General features: G+C 43.5%; 12 protein-coding genes. 9 read left to right on the top strand and 3 right to left on the bottom strand.

Translation table 11 applies throughout. The annotated features are described in order from the left end of the window. Positions 1–12: 12 nt before the first annotated feature. Positions 13–675, top strand: coding sequence for a futalosine hydrolase (mqnB, locus tag ABIB39_RS01525; protein WP_354426833.1), 663 nt, complete (start codon positions 13–15; stop codon positions 673–675). 62 nt (positions 676–737) lie between these two features. Beyond that, entirely contained in the window at positions 738–1,586 is an 849-nt protein-coding gene (locus ABIB39_RS01520) for a menaquinone biosynthesis family protein (protein WP_354426832.1), read from the top strand. 148 nt (positions 1,587–1,734) lie between these two features. On the opposite strand, the gene ABIB39_RS01515 is transcribed toward ABIB39_RS01520, so the two are convergent. Then, positions 1,735–2,967: a TlpA disulfide reductase family protein gene (locus ABIB39_RS01515; protein WP_354426831.1), complete on the bottom strand. Its 1,233-nt coding sequence runs from the start codon at positions 2,965–2,967 to the stop codon at positions 1,735–1,737. A 56-nt stretch (positions 2,968–3,023) separates the two neighbouring features. Further along, the gene (locus tag ABIB39_RS01510) at positions 3,024–4,163 is read right to left on the bottom strand and encodes an acyl-CoA dehydrogenase (protein ID WP_354426830.1); all 1,140 of its coding nucleotides are present in this window, start codon (positions 4,161–4,163) and stop codon (positions 3,024–3,026) included. 616 nt (positions 4,164–4,779) lie between these two features. Here ABIB39_RS01510 and ABIB39_RS01505 point away from each other — a divergent pair. The 7 genes from ABIB39_RS01505 to ABIB39_RS01475 all read left to right on the top strand — a co-directional run bounded on the left by ABIB39_RS01505 (position 4,780) and on the right by ABIB39_RS01475 (position 11,629). Continuing rightward, positions 4,780–6,834 (top strand): M13 family metallopeptidase, encoded by a 2,055-nt coding sequence (locus tag ABIB39_RS01505; protein ID WP_354426829.1) that lies wholly within the window; start codon positions 4,780–4,782, stop codon positions 6,832–6,834. Positions 6,835–6,935: 101 nt separating this feature from the next. Beyond that, positions 6,936–7,577, top strand: coding sequence for a nicotinamide riboside transporter PnuC (gene pnuC, locus ABIB39_RS01500; RefSeq protein ID WP_354426828.1), 642 nt, complete (start codon positions 6,936–6,938; stop codon positions 7,575–7,577). Continuing rightward, a complete protein-coding gene (locus ABIB39_RS01495; RefSeq protein WP_354426827.1) occupies positions 7,570–8,112 on the top strand; it encodes an AAA family ATPase in 543 nt (180 codons plus the stop codon). The genes pnuC and ABIB39_RS01495 overlap by 8 nt, the downstream gene beginning before the upstream one ends. Positions 8,113–8,261: 149 nt before the next feature. Continuing rightward, complete coding sequence (locus ABIB39_RS01490; protein ID WP_354426826.1) at positions 8,262–8,822, top strand: RNA polymerase sigma factor; 561 nt, start codon at positions 8,262–8,264, stop codon at positions 8,820–8,822. Further along, positions 8,819–9,385 carry a hypothetical protein gene (locus ABIB39_RS01485; RefSeq protein ID WP_354426825.1) on the top strand — a complete coding sequence of 189 codons (567 nt, stop codon included), beginning with the start codon at positions 8,819–8,821 and terminating at the stop codon, positions 9,383–9,385. Before ABIB39_RS01490 ends, ABIB39_RS01485 begins: the two co-directional genes overlap by 4 nt. Further along, entirely contained in the window at positions 9,360–10,757 is a 1,398-nt protein-coding gene (locus ABIB39_RS01480) for a hypothetical protein (RefSeq protein WP_354426824.1), read from the top strand. Before ABIB39_RS01485 ends, ABIB39_RS01480 begins: the two co-directional genes overlap by 26 nt. Before the next feature lie 86 nt (positions 10,758–10,843). After that, a complete protein-coding gene (locus ABIB39_RS01475; protein WP_354426823.1) occupies positions 10,844–11,629 on the top strand; it encodes a TerC family protein in 786 nt (261 codons plus the stop codon). Between the two features lie 178 nt (positions 11,630–11,807). Here ABIB39_RS01475 and ABIB39_RS01470 read toward each other — a convergent pair whose 3' ends face one another. Beyond that, positions 11,808–14,072 (bottom strand): Tex family protein, encoded by a 2,265-nt coding sequence (locus ABIB39_RS01470; RefSeq protein WP_354426822.1) that lies wholly within the window; start codon positions 14,070–14,072, stop codon positions 11,808–11,810. Positions 14,073–14,158 lie beyond the last annotated feature (86 nt).

Here is a 14,158-nt window from a genome sequence, read left to right as displayed (position 1 = left end):
AATTAGGCCTTTATGCGGATATTATTTGTAGCGGCTACTTCTTTTGAAGTTGAAAGTTTAAAGTTGAAAGTTGAAAGTGAAAATAGTGGCGCTAACTTTAAACACTCAACTCTCGACATTCAACTTCTCATAACCGGTGTAGGCATGGTAACAACCGCTTTTGCTTTGGGCCGCGAATTGGCAACTAAACAGTACGACCTGGCTATAAACCTGGGTATTGCAGGCAGCTTTGACCGTAGCATTGCCCTTGGGGACTTGGTTGAAGTAATCGAAGACACCATAGCCGAACTCGGCGCGCAGGATGACGAAACGTTTTTACCAATAGCCGAGATGGGTTTTGGTGAAAGTGTTTTTAAGGCAACTAAACAACTATCTAATATTTTTAAGGACCAATACATTAAAAAAGCCAAAGCCATCACGGTTAACACGGTTCATGGAAACCAAGCCTCTATCCAACAAATAGAACAACGATTAAATCCGCAAATAGAAAGCATGGAGGGCGCAGCGTTCTTGTATGCCTGCCGGGAAGCGGGGGTGCCTTGTATGCAAATCAGGGCTGTGTCAAATTATGTGGAAAAGCGTAACCGGGATGCTTGGCAGATAAGTTTAGCCGTTAAAAATCTGAATACATTTGCGATGGGATTGTTGGAAAGTTTAAAGGTTGAAAAATTGTAATGTTCATACGTTGCTTTTAACCTTTCAACATTCCAACCTTACAACATTTAAACGTCAGCACCATGAAACTAACCATCGGCTTTTCGCCTTGCCCTAACGATACCTTTATCTTCGACGCGCTGATCCATCATAAAATTGATACCGAAGGCCTGGAGTTTGAAGTATTTTATGATGATGTGGAAACCCTTAACCAAAAAGCCTTTAGGGGCGAATTGGATATCACCAAGCTAAGTTACCACGCCTTTGCATACGCTGCAGATAAATATGTTTTGCTTGACGCAGGCAGCGCCTTAGGTTTTGGTGTTGGCCCCATGCTGATATCTAAAGGCAGCGCCGAAGATTTAAAAGCAAGACTGGAAGCAGGCGATCATACCGTTAAGATAGGCATCCCCGGAAAATACACTACTGCAAATTTCTTACTGAGCCTTGCCTACCCTGACGCCGTCAATAAAAATGAATTAGTTTTCTCGGATATTGAGAACGCTGTTTTGGATGGCCGTGTAGATGTTGGGCTTATCATCCACGAAAACCGTTTTACCTACCAGGATAAAGGTTTACATAAGATCATCGACCTGGGCGATTACTGGGAGAAACGCACAGGTTGCGCTATCCCGCTTGGCGGTATTGTTGCCAACCGCGACTTACCATTGGATGTTCAGCATAAAATAAACAGGTTGATCAAAAGCTCTGTAGAGTTTGCTTTCGCCAATCCCAAATCAGGGCTGGAGTACATCCGCTCGCATGCGCAGGAAATGAGCGAAGAAGTGATGTACAAACACATAGATCTTTACGTAAATAAATTCTCGGTTGATTTAGGTGAAGAGGGTAAGAAAGCAGTAAAGCTTTTATTTGATACAGCGCTGGAGAAAGGAATTATACCAAAGGTGAGTGAGGGTTTGTTTTTGAATTAATAATTGATTTGTCATCCCGAGCGATAGCGAAGGATTTAAATGAACTGTGCCTTCCAATTTGCAAGGCGGCGATTAGATACTCCACTACGTTCAGCATGACAAGTATTTTCACCTCACATCTCCTTCGGAGAGGGCCGGGGAGAGGCCATTACTTCTCAGCCAACAGATCATCAGTCAGCTTTTCAAATTCGCTGATGAACTCTGTGTAATGCTCGCCTGTCCCCGGACCGCTAAAGCCGGTGTGGATCTTACGCACGTCGCCTTTTTTATCAATGATAATAGTGGTTGGGAAACCTACAACTTTGGTAAGCATAGGCAGGCTTTTAGCGGTTTCTACCTTGTTGCTGGTATATCCGGTTATCAATATCGGGTATTTGATATCAAACCTGTTTTTCAATTGTGCCAATGCCTTTTGCGATTTGGCAAAATCGGTAGTACGTTCGTAGGCCAGGCCTATCACTTCTACACCGCGCGATTTATACTTTTTGTAATAGTTGACCATGTAAGCCGTTTCATCCATACAGTTAGGGCACCACGACCCCATGATCTGTACAATAACCACCTTGTTTTTCAAACGCGCGTCATCAAGCGAAACTGGCGTGCCGGTCAGGTCCTTAAAGGTAAAGGCAAGTTTTTTATAGCCGGGTTTCAATGCGGATAGGGAATAAGCATCAGGCAGTTTGGCATTCTCGTTCCGTACTGCAGTCCAAACATCGGTACCTGTTAAGCCGGAGAAAAACTTGCCACCGGTAAGAGTGTTATCATTTGCGATCTTAGCGGTGAACAAAAACGCGTGCCCACCATCAAAACAGGAAAGGTATAAGCTATCGCCGCTAACAGTGCCTTCCAGAAAGCGGTAATCACCTGTTGTGGTCAGGAAGGTGCCGGTAACCTTTTGGCCGGTTTGCTTAAACTCACCAACAGTGGTGTCGCGGCCTGTGCTGTCGCCAATAATGGCGCTCCAGCGGCCTTCAACATTATAATTTGTTTTGGAAGGGGTTTTAAAAAAGCGCCATGGTGTACCGGCCGTCGCGGTAAAGTCCATTGGTACATCACGGTCGCCTAAGTGCCTTATGTAGTGGCCTGTTAAATTGTTGCCAGTTTGTTTCAACCGAAATTCAGAATCAAACAGCGGCATTTTTATAAAAACCGAATCACCTTTACCGGTAACATCGGTTACCTTAAAATGCTCGGTGCTGTTTATTATAGCCAGTTGTTGTTTGCCGCCGGCGTTGGTCACATCAAAATTAAACGCTATCTCTTTGTCCGTAGCAGTTTTTAAAACACCCCGCCACAATCCGGTTTGTAGTTTGTTTTGTGCTGATGTTATATGGGTTAGCGCGGCGACAAATACCGCGCTGAACAATATCTTTTTTATCATGATAAAAATAGTCTACTAATTTTATATACTTTTCAAAAGTAATAAATGCAGCCAAACTATTTCAAGACACCGCGCGATATGACAATGCGCTGAATTTCTGAAGTACCCTCATAGATCTGTGTTATTTTTGCATCGCGCATCAGGCGCTCCACATGATATTCTTTCACGAAACCATACCCGCCGTGGATCTGTACCGCCTCCACGGTAGTTCGCATGGCAGTTTCTGATGCAAAGAGTTTGGCCATTGATGCCGCTTGCGCATAAGGCTGGCCGTTATCTTTTAGCCATGCGGCACGGTAGCAAAGCAAACGTGCCGCTTCAATTTCAGTTGCCATATCGGCCAGTTTAAACTGAATGGCCTGCAAATCGGCAAGGGTTTTACCAAAGGCCTTACGCTCTTTAGCGTATTGTATCGATAGTTCGTAAGCTCCCGATGCTATCCCCAATGCCTGCGATGCAATACCTATGCGGCCGCCTTCTAACGTTGCCATCGCGAATTTGAACCCGAAGCCATCTTCACCAATTCGGTTCTCCTTAGGCACTTTCACATCTGTAAACATCAGCGAATGCGTATCAGAACCGCGGATGCCCAATTTATTTTCTTTATTACCCACGGTAAAGCCTTCCATGCCTTTTTCAACAATAAGGGCGTTAATGCCGCGGTGCTTTTTGCTGGCGTCGGTTTGTGCCATAACTATATAGGTAGATGCCGTGCTGCCGTTGGTTATCCAATTTTTGGTGCCGTTAAGCAGATAATGGTCGCCCATATCAATAGCGGTAGTGTGCTGTGATGTGGCGTCAGACCCAGCCTCGGGTTCGCTCAGGCAAAATGCGCCTATTACCTGGCCTTGCGCCAATGGGATCAAATATTTTTGCTTTTGCGCCTCGTTACCATATTTCTCCAATCCGTAACAAACCAGCGAATTATTAACCGACACCACTACAGATGCAGATGCATCAACCTTAGATAGCTCCTCCATTACAATAGAGTAGGATATAGCATCCATTCCGCTGCCGCCGTATTCCGGCGATACCATCATGCCCAAAAAGCCAAGCTCGCCAAGTTTCTTAATCTGCTCGGTCGGGAATTTTTGCAGTTCGTCGCGTTCTATTACGCCGGGTTTTAATTCGGTCTGTGCAAAATCGCGCGCCGCCTGGCGTATCATTAAGTGTTCTTCGGTTAGTTCAAAATGCATAGTGTAAATGTAAAAACAAATTTCAACAAATGCTATGCGTGCATAGTAAAAATATAAGCGCAAAAAAAGAGAGCTCTTTTGAAGCTCCCTTTTCCCCTAATTAATTTAAACTATTGATTAAACCCAAAATAAAAGAACTTATTCATCTCAACTTGGGCAACTGAGAATTCAACTTAAGCCTTATTAACAAATTGAAAATTTTTCATAGGTAGATGATATATTTTTCAAGGATGTATGCAGGACCGTTTAGATTTTAACAAAAGGTAAGCCATAATTTAAAACAACGTTAAATTTATAGAAAGGGTGAAGTTGGTAATACTCCTTAAACGAGTAAAATGTACTTAAATAAAATCTACCGTATTTATATATAATTATTATTTAGACTGATAATTAAGTAGTTATGAACATAAACGAAGTTTGAACATTCGTTTTTAACCCTGAAAACTGCGTATAAGTACGTGATTTTAAATTTTCGTAAAGATTTAATTTAAATTTTGCTTTAATGCTTCTTTAACCACACTTTTATCAAAAATTAGTTCAAAAAATGTGTACGGAAAATTATAAGTTTCCGTTTTTCTATACACATTCTGTATTTATTTTCAGACAAATCATTAAAATGATACTTAAAAAGAACACGATCTATGCCGTCGCTGCCTGTATGGTCAGTAACCTGCTATTGACGGCCTGCCAGGATAAGAATAAGTTTTACGCCGAGCACGATGTTGTAGTGAACAATATTGACAAAAGTGTTAAACCCGGAGACGATTTTTTTGCTTACGCCAATGGCACCTGGCTTAAAAAGAACCCTATCCCCGCTGCTTACTCATCCTGGAGTATTTATAACCTGGTACAGGAAGACCTGCGTAATAAAATGCTGAAGATAAACCAGGATGCCATGAAGGGAGGCGGCGCAAAGGGCAGTAACACTCAAAAGATAGGTGATTTTTACTTCAGCGGAATGGATACCGTTAAAATTGAAAACTTAGGCACAACGCCACTTAAATATGAGTTGGCTAAAATAGACGCCGTGAAAGACGTACAGGGCCTTGTTGATGAGTTTGCATATTTAAGCACCATTGGCGTAACAAACCCAATAGCTGCATTTGCCGGGCAGGACGACAGGAACAGCGAAAAGATAATTATGCAGTTATATCAATCTGGTATAGGTTTGCCCAACCGTGATTACTATTATAAAACCGACGAGCACACCACCGCCGTTCGTAACGATTACCAGCAAAAGCACCTGCCTGCATTATTTAAATTTTTAGGTAATGATGATGGAGCTGCTAAAACAGCAGCACAAAAAACGTATGCCTTAGAGAAGTTTTTGGCTGACAGCTCGAGAACGCTAGAAAACCTGCGCGACCCATACCACAACTATAATAAAATGGCGGTTGCCGGCGTAAATAAGCTTTCGCCGCTTATTGATTGGAAACCCACATTCGATAAACTGTATTACAAAGATGTGGATACCGTTATTGTCGGCCAGCCCGAATATCTGCGCGCAGTAAATACCGCGCTTACGAAATTCAGTATAGACGACTGGAAAAACTACCTGCGTAAAAACCTGCTTAACGAGTTCAGCCCGTACCTAAACAAGGCGATTGCCGGTGAAAATTTCAGGTTTTACGGTACCGTGATATCGGGACGCAAGGAGCAATTGCCCCGCTGGAAACGTGTGCTTGATATTGAAGAAGATGTAATGGGCGAAGTGCTGGGACAGATCTTTGTAAAAGAGTATTTCCCCGAGCCAACCAAAAAGCGTTACGAAGATATGGTTGAGGCCGTGCGGGGTTCTTTTAAAAACCATATAGAAAAACTGAACTGGATGAGCGCTGCTACCAAAAAGCTCGCTTATGATAAACTGGCAAAGGTTTATCCAAAAGTAGGTTTTCCCGATCATTGGAGAGATTACTCGGGTTTGGATATCGATAAAAACCAATTTGTACAAAACATCATCAATAGTTCCAAATTTGACCGTAAGTTTAACGCGAACAAATTAGGCAAACCGGTAGACCGTACCGAGTGGGGGATGACACCGCAAACCTATAACGCCTATTACAACCCTTCCAACAACGAGATCGTATTGCCTGCCGCTATATTTATGGTACCGGGCACTTTAGATGAGAAGATTGACGATGCAGTTGTGTATGGCTACGGCGCGGCATCAACTATTGGCCACGAAATTACCCACGGTTTTGACGACCAGGGCCGGCAATATGATGAAAAGGGTAACCTTAAACCATGGTGGTCTGCACAGGATTCGGTAAAATTTGCACAGCGTGCTCAAAAACTGATTGAGCAATTTAACGGATATAAAGTGGGCGATCAAAATATAAATGGTAAAGCTACACTTGGCGAAAATATTGCTGATTTGGGCGGCGTTGTAATAGGCCTTGATGCCTTCAAAAAAACAAAACAGTATAAAGAAGGCAAAGCAATAAATGGCTTAACCCCGGTGCAGCGCTACTTTTTAGGCTATGCGCTTGGCTGGCTGGGCCACGACAGGAAAGAAGCCTTATCTAACCAGGTAATCTCTGATGTGCACTCCCCACGCTTTTTACGTGTTAATGGTCCGTTTAGCGATGTGCCCGAGTTTTACGAAGCATTCGGCGTTAAAAAAGGCGACAAGATGTGGATCGACCCAGATAAACGAGTGAAGATCTGGTAACCCCACTCAAATCCTCCCCGTATGGGGGGGGCTTACAGAATAGTTAAATAAAAGTCTCCCCTATCGGGGGAGATTTAGAGGGGGCTTTCTATATTTACACCATGCAAATCATCCACACCTTGCAAGAATGGTGGCAGCATCAAACCTGGCAAGAACTCACCGGGGTTATAACTGGGCTTGCATGTGTGTATTTGGCGGCTAAGAATAATATCCTCAACTGGCCCATCGCTATCATCAGCACCGTTTTATATATTTACATTTATCACAAGGCAGCACTTTACGCCGATATGCTACAATACGTTTACCTATGCATTACCAGCATGTATGGCTGGTACAACTGGAGTAGGTTACCTAAGGTAGATGATAAAAAGACGCCGGTGGTATCTATCAACCAAAAGCAAATGTTGTACGCGGCGCTGTTTGTGCTGGTTTTAACCCCTGTGCTTGGTTACACGCTTATTACCTTCACGCAAAAACTAAATTACCGCCCGCCTGCTTATCCTTATATAGATAGCTTTTGCACGGCATGTAGTTTTGTAGCCCAGTTTTTTTTAACCCGTAAAATTTTACAAAACTGGCTTATCTGGGTTTTTGTTGATATTATATACACTGTTATCTACTTTAAAAAAGACTTGCAGATAACGGCTTTTATGTTTTTTATATTGATCATCATTGCGGCCGTAGGGTACGTAGATTGGAAAAAGGAATATAAAAAGCAACTCTCAAATCTAAATCATGGGTAAATCAGAAATAATCAAGATAGCTATTGTAGGCCCCGAATCTACCGGTAAATCTACCATGTCGGCATTTTTGGCAAAGCATTACCAAACCGTTTGGGTGCCCGAGTACGCCCGGGGTTATTGCGAAAAGTTAACCGCCCCGCCCACCTGGCAGGACGAAATCAATATGTTTCACGGTCAGCTGGCGTTAGAGGAAGAAATACTGTCCAGGGCGAACAAGCTGCTTATTTGCGATACCACTTTTATCACCGTAAAGATCTGGAGCGACGAGATCTTCGGCAAAGCCCCGCAAGAGGTTGTTGACGAATTGCCCAAACACCCTTATAACCTTTACTTACTTTTAGATATCGACCTACCCTGGCAGGATGACCCCCTGCGCGATTTCCCCCATAAGCGCGAGCATTTTATGGATATATGGCAAAAGGAATTAAACACCCTTAACGCCAATTATATAACTATATCAGGCACCGGCGAAGACAGGTACGCAAAAGCTACTGAAGCTATAGATGCGTTTATTAGTCAGAACGGATTATACTAATTATGAATTAATAGAATGGAGGAATTTTGGATAGTTATTCCATTAATTTTTTAATTCACATAAATATTTGGGTTCAGACATTTTTTTTCATCCCCCTGTGCAACGTTACCAAATACCCTGCGTCATTTAACCTGAAACCTGTCAATAATTTGGAAGCCGTATACGTAGATAAACATTACAACCTGGTGGTTGAGTGTAAGCAGGGCAGTAAAAAAGCCTGTTATGAGTTGTACAAGCTATATGCTAAAGCGATGTTGAATGTCGCCTTTAGGATAGTGGGCAACATTGCCGAGGCGGAAGATGTTTTGCAGGAATCATTTACGGATGCTTTTCATAAGCTGAAGGATTTTAGGCAGGAAACCACCTTCGGGTTATGGCTTAAACAAATTGTGGTTCACCGCTCCATAAACCTTTTACGCAAACGCAAGTTAGCGTTTGTTGAGGTAGAGGACGGCCACCTGGAAAACGTAGCCGATGAAGAGCCCTGGGATGATGACGATGTACAATACCAGGTAGCCCAAATAAAAGAAGCCATGAAGGAATTGCCCGAAGGCTACCGTATTGTTCTATCCCTTTATTTATTAGAAGGGTACGATCACGAAGAGATAGGGCAGGTATTAAACATAACAGAAAATACATCAAGAACACAGTTTTTGAGGGCAAAGCGAAAACTGAGCGAAATATTAGTAAGAAAAGGAATTAAGAAATGAGCAAGCGGTTAGAAGATTTTATGAAAGACCACAGGGCGGAATTTGACGACCTGGAGCCACGCGGCGATATCTGGAACAACATTGCCCTTGAATTGGATACCTGGGACGAACAACAGCCAAAAAAGCGCGAAGCAAAAACTTTTTCGCTGGGCTTTGTGCTAAAGGTAGCCGCATCAGTTATTGTGGTGATGGGTTTAGGATTTGGCCTGTATTTAAAAAATCAAAAGCCGGCAGGGATAGACCTGGCCGACATTAATCCAACCTATGCCAAACAACAGGTGCATTATGCATCAATGATAGAGAGCAAACGCACCCGGTTAAAATTGGTTGCCAAGTTCGATCCGCAGTTATATAATGAGTTTAACGCGGAGCTTTTAAAGATGGATGCCAACTATAAAAAATTAAATATTGATTTAGCAACCAGCCCCAACCAGGAGCGTGTTTTACGTGCAATGATCCGGAACTTGCAAATACAAACGGAGGTGCTTAATCAGCAACTGAGTGTAATTGAACAATTTAACCAAAGTAAAAAGGATCATGAAAATGAAAACAAAAATATTTAACAGGTTACTTGCTGCTTTTGCAATAGTAACCATTGGCACAGCCGCCTTTGCCCAGGAAACCCCTGTGCAACCGCCAGCCCCGCCGCAAGCACCAGAGGTAACCACCCCAAAGTTTGACGCTAAGCAGTTCAACAAAAAAATGGGCGACCTTAAGGTTAAAATGAAACAGCTTCAACAAAAAATGAAGCAGAAAAACTTTAATGCGAACAAAGATATGGCCTTCGCTTTTAAAGATTTCGACAAGAATTTTAGTGAAAGTTTCAAAGGATTTAATAAAACGTTTAAAGAGAGTTTCAAGGATTTTGATAAAAACTTTAATACCAACTTTAAAGATTTCGGTAAAAATTTTGCCGGCAGCTTTAGCGAAATGGCGCCTGAGTTTTCCGGCACTTTTAAAAACCTTGATGGTATAAGCTACGGCAATAGTAGCAATATTAATAGCGACGAGTACAATGAGAAAGTCGCCAATGGGCAAGTTATCGAAAAGGTAAAAAATTACAGTAAAAGTTATAGTGTTAATGGCAATGATGTTTTGCAGATAAGCAACAGCTTTGGGAAGATAGTAGTAAACACCTGGGCCAAAAATGAATTTAAAGTTGATGTACAAATGAAATTTGGGTCGGAAGATGAGGATTACGTTAAGAACATGATAAACGGTTCAAGCATCAGCGATAGCAAGAATGGTTCAATAGTGTCATTTAAAACCAACCTTGCCCGTAACAACGGCAGTAATGGAAACAACCACATGGAAATAAACTACACCGTTTATATGCCTGCCGGTAATGCGGTAGACATTACCAATAGATTTGGCAATATAACCCTGCCCGATCTTAATGGTAAAGCCACCCTGCATGTATCATACGGTGCTATATACGCTCAGCAGCTTTTAGCTAAAGATAACGATATACGTGTGCGCTATGGCGATGCAAACATTATAACCTTTAACGGGGGCAAGCTTGATGTTGGCTATGGTAAAGTAAAAGCAGGTACGGTAAGCAATGTAACCGCAAATATATCTTTCGCCGGTTTTAGTGCTGATAGGTTAAAAACTGCGGCTGATATCAATATTAAATATGGCGACGGCTTTAATATAGGCACCATCGACAGGTCGGTACGTAGCTTAAATATCAACGCTTCTTTCACCAAAATAAAACTTGATTTCAAAGGCGCTGATAGTTTCAATTTTGATGTGGTAACCAAATTTGGAGGCTTTAATTATAACGACGATAACATGAAGGTGACCTCTAAAAACCCGACAGACGAGGATAGGGGCTGGTCGTCGACAAAAACCTACAAAGGCTATATTGGCAAAAGCAACAGTGATAGTAAAATTTCCATTAATGCGAGCTACACCGACGTACGTTTTTACTAAAAACTATTGTATCAGTCAAAAAATATTAACCCCTGCTACAAACGGCAGGGGTTTTGCTATTTTTAGGGCATACATTTTATACCTGCATGGAAATTTTAACCGACCCGGAAGCGTGGGTATCGCTTATCACACTTACTGTTTTAGAGATCGTTTTGGGTATCGATAACGTTATCTTCATTTCTATATTATCAGACAAACTACCAAAGAACCAACAAGAACGCGGCCGCAAGGTAGGCTTGGGCATGGCCATGATAACCCGTGTATTATTGCTGCTTACCATTACCTGGGTAATGAAGCTGACCGCACCGCTGTTTAGCCTGTCGGGTATATTTAATGTTACCGACCCGGAATGGGTAGAGAAACTGTCTATATCCGGCCGCGACCTGATCCTGATTATTGGAGGTTTATTCCTGATCTATAAAAGCACTTCCGAGATCCATCAAAAAATTGAGGGGGAGGAAGAGGGCGCGGATAACGTTAAACCGCATTCATTTTGGGCAACCATCTTCCAGATAATGGTATTGGATATCGTGTTCTCTTTAGACTCTGTTATTACCGCCGTAGGTATGGCTAAGCACGTCGAGATCATGATTGCGGCAGTTGTAATTGCAGTGGGCATTATGATGTGGGCATCAAGTGCGGTGGCCAACTTTGTAAACAAACACCCTACGGTTAAAATGCTGGCGTTGTCGTTTTTGCTGCTGATAGGCGTATCGTTACTGGCCGAAGCATTTGAGCAACATATCCCCAAAGGGTATATTTATTTCGCGATGGCGTTCTCAATTTTAGTAGAAATGCTGAACCTGAAAATGCGCAGCAAAAAGGTCGCTAAAAGCGCCAAAGGTATCAAGGCAGTGCCGGCAAAAAAGTAGCATATATCACATTCCTTGTTCACGTTCACGGCCGTGAACGTGAACGATTTTTTGTAACTTGCTAATAATCAAACGATTTGTAAATGTCACTTACTGACAAAACGCTGTCACCACTTTTTTGATTTACAAAAAACAGCCCGGTGTCGCGCCATCGCTCACAATAGGGTATCCTTTCCTGCTACTTAAACTTATTTTTCAAAGCGGCCAGTTTGCTCATCATATCCATCTCTGGTTCCGGCTCAGGTTTTGGCTTTGGGGTAAAAGTTTTTTGAACAGATTTTTGCGGTTGAGGCCTTGGTGCAGGGGCTTCGCGTTTTTCGTTCTCCTTCATGCTTAGGGCAATGCGCTTGCGGCTTACATCCACATCTGTCACGGTTACCTCTACCTTTTGGTGCACCTTTAAAACCTCGTTAGGGTCTTTTATAAAGCGATTGGTTATCTGGCTCAAATGTACCAAACCATCCTGGTGAACGCCTATATCTACAAATGCCCCAAAATTGGTGATGTTGGTTACGATACCGGGTAGTTTCATGCCTAATTTTAGGTCGCCGATAGCGTTAACGCCGTCGGTAAAACTAAATGCTTCGAACTGTTCGCGTGGGTCGCGACCAGGTTTGGCAAGCTCGGCTATGATATCGTTTAATGTAGGCAAACCTACCGTATCTGAAATGTATTTTTGCAGCGGGATAGATTTGCGCAGGGTGCTGTCGCGCATTAGGTCCTGCACGCTGCATTTCAGGTCTTTAGCCATTTGCTCAACCAGTGTGTAACGCTCCGGGTGAACAGAACTGCTATCCAAAGGGTTTTCCGCTCCGCGGATGCGTAAAAAGCCTGCTGCCTGCTCGTATGCTTTATCGCCCAGGCGGGCCACTTTTTTCAGTTGGTCGCGGCGTTTAAAAGCGCCGTTTTGGTTGCGGTATTCCACAATATTTTGCGCCAGTTGCGGGCCAAGGCCGGATACATACGCCAATATCTGTTTCGATGCCGTGTTCAGTTCCACACCAACCGCGTTTACACAGCTCATTACGGTATCATCAAGCGAAGTTTGCAGTTTGTTCTGGTCCACGTCATGCTGGTATTGGCCAACACCTATCGATTTTGGGTCGATCTTTACCAATTCTGCCAGCGGGTCCATCAAACGGCGACCGATAGATACGGCGCCTCTTACAGTAATATCTTTATCCGGGAATTCCTCACGGGCTACGTCCGATGCAGAATAAATAGACGCGCCGCTTTCGTTCACCATTACAATAGTAGCGCCCGGCAAGTTCAGGTTGCGCACAAATAATTCGGTCTCTCGGCCGGCGGTGCCGTTACCTATCGCGATAGCTTCAATGTTATATCTTTCAAATAAATGCTGAACAGTTTTTTCGGCCTCTTTTGCCTGGCCTGCTCCGGTATGCGGGTAAATGGCTGTGTTCTCTAACAGTTTACCCTGTTCATCTAAACAAACCAGTTTACAGCCTGTGCGGAAACCAGGATCGATAGCCATAATGCGTTTTTGACCAAGCGGCGCACCTAATAACAGCTGGCGGGCATTTTCGGCAAATACACGGATGGCTTCCTCATCAGCTTTCTTTTTTGTAAGCAGGCGGATCTCAGTTTCCATAGATGGTTTAAGCAAGCGCTTGTAACCATCGGCAATAGCCAGCCCAACTTGTGTAGCGGCGGCATTGCGCGATGTTAAAAATTCGCGCTCTAATAAAGCTACGGCATCCTCTTCGGTTGGTTTGATGTCCAGGTAAAGGATCTCTTCTTTCTCGCCGCGGCGCATGGCCAGGATGCGGTGGGATGGTGCCGACTTAACAGGCTCCGTCCACTCAAAATAATCTTTGTATTTGATGCCTTCCTGCTCTTTTCCCGGGGCAACTTTCGACTCAAAAACGCCTTTTTCCGTAAATAATTGGCGCATCTTGGCCCTTGTTTCCGCGTGTTCGCTGATGTGTTCGGCAATAATGTCCCGGGCACCGGCCAATGCCTCGCCAGCGGTTGCTACGCCTTTTTCGTCGTCAATAAATTTGCCTGCCTCCAATTCCGGGTCGATGCTTTTTTGGGCGAGGATAACATCTGCCAATGGCTGTAAGCCTTTTTCGCGGGCGGCAGTTGCGCGGGTTTTACGTTTTGGGCGATACGGCAAGTAAATATCTTCTAACCGTACCATCGTTTCGGCAGCGTTAACCTCTTTCTCCAACTCGCGGGTTAACTTGCCCAGATCGATAAGTGATTTCAGGATTGCCTCGCGGCGTTTATCAAGTTCGCGCAATTGCAGCACACGGTCGCGGATGGCGGCTACCTGCACTTCATCTAAGCTGCCGGTAACCTCTTTACGGTAACGGGAAATAAAGGGAACGGTTGCGCCCTCGTCAAGTAAAGCAATAGTTGCGCTCACCTGCTTGCTGCCAACAGAAAGCTCCTGCGCTATTTTTATATTGTATGATTCCATTTGATTTGATTTCACCGATTCAGAAGATTACACTGATTACCGGGAATGCGAAGTTGTCACTCTTTAAGCAGAAATCAAACGGATAG

It is taken from the genome of Mucilaginibacter sp. UYP27 (genome assembly GCF_040547175.1).
Lineage (GTDB): Bacteria > Bacteroidota > Bacteroidia > Sphingobacteriales > Sphingobacteriaceae > Mucilaginibacter.
Note: the sequence above shows the minus strand (reverse complement) of the source record. Positions and strands in the feature narration are given on the sequence as shown.

What these genes read in the sequence shown, in the direction of transcription:
- pnuC (WP_354426828.1), top strand. Translation starts at nt 6,936, where the DNA reads ATGCAAATCATCCACACCTTGCAAGAATGGTGGCAGCATCAAACCTGG.
- ABIB39_RS01495 (WP_354426827.1), top strand. Translation starts at nt 7,570, where the DNA reads ATGGGTAAATCAGAAATAATCAAGATAGCTATTGTAGGCCCCGAATCT.
- ABIB39_RS01515 (WP_354426831.1), bottom strand. Translation starts at nt 2,967, where the DNA reads ATGATAAAAAAGATATTGTTCAGCGCGGTATTTGTCGCCGCGCTAACC.
- ABIB39_RS01510 (WP_354426830.1), bottom strand. Translation starts at nt 4,163, where the DNA reads ATGCATTTTGAACTAACCGAAGAACACTTAATGATACGCCAGGCGGCG.
- ABIB39_RS01470 (WP_354426822.1), bottom strand. Translation starts at nt 14,072, where the DNA reads ATGGAATCATACAATATAAAAATAGCGCAGGAGCTTTCTGTTGGCAGC.
- ABIB39_RS01505 (WP_354426829.1), top strand. Translation starts at nt 4,780, where the DNA reads ATGATACTTAAAAAGAACACGATCTATGCCGTCGCTGCCTGTATGGTC.
- ABIB39_RS01475 (WP_354426823.1), top strand. Translation starts at nt 10,844, where the DNA reads ATGGAAATTTTAACCGACCCGGAAGCGTGGGTATCGCTTATCACACTT.
- ABIB39_RS01520 (WP_354426832.1), top strand. Translation starts at nt 738, where the DNA reads ATGAAACTAACCATCGGCTTTTCGCCTTGCCCTAACGATACCTTTATC.
- mqnB (WP_354426833.1), top strand. Translation starts at nt 13, where the DNA reads ATGCGGATATTATTTGTAGCGGCTACTTCTTTTGAAGTTGAAAGTTTA.
- ABIB39_RS01485 (WP_354426825.1), top strand. Translation starts at nt 8,819, where the DNA reads ATGAGCAAGCGGTTAGAAGATTTTATGAAAGACCACAGGGCGGAATTT.
- ABIB39_RS01480 (WP_354426824.1), top strand. Translation starts at nt 9,360, where the DNA reads ATGAAAATGAAAACAAAAATATTTAACAGGTTACTTGCTGCTTTTGCA.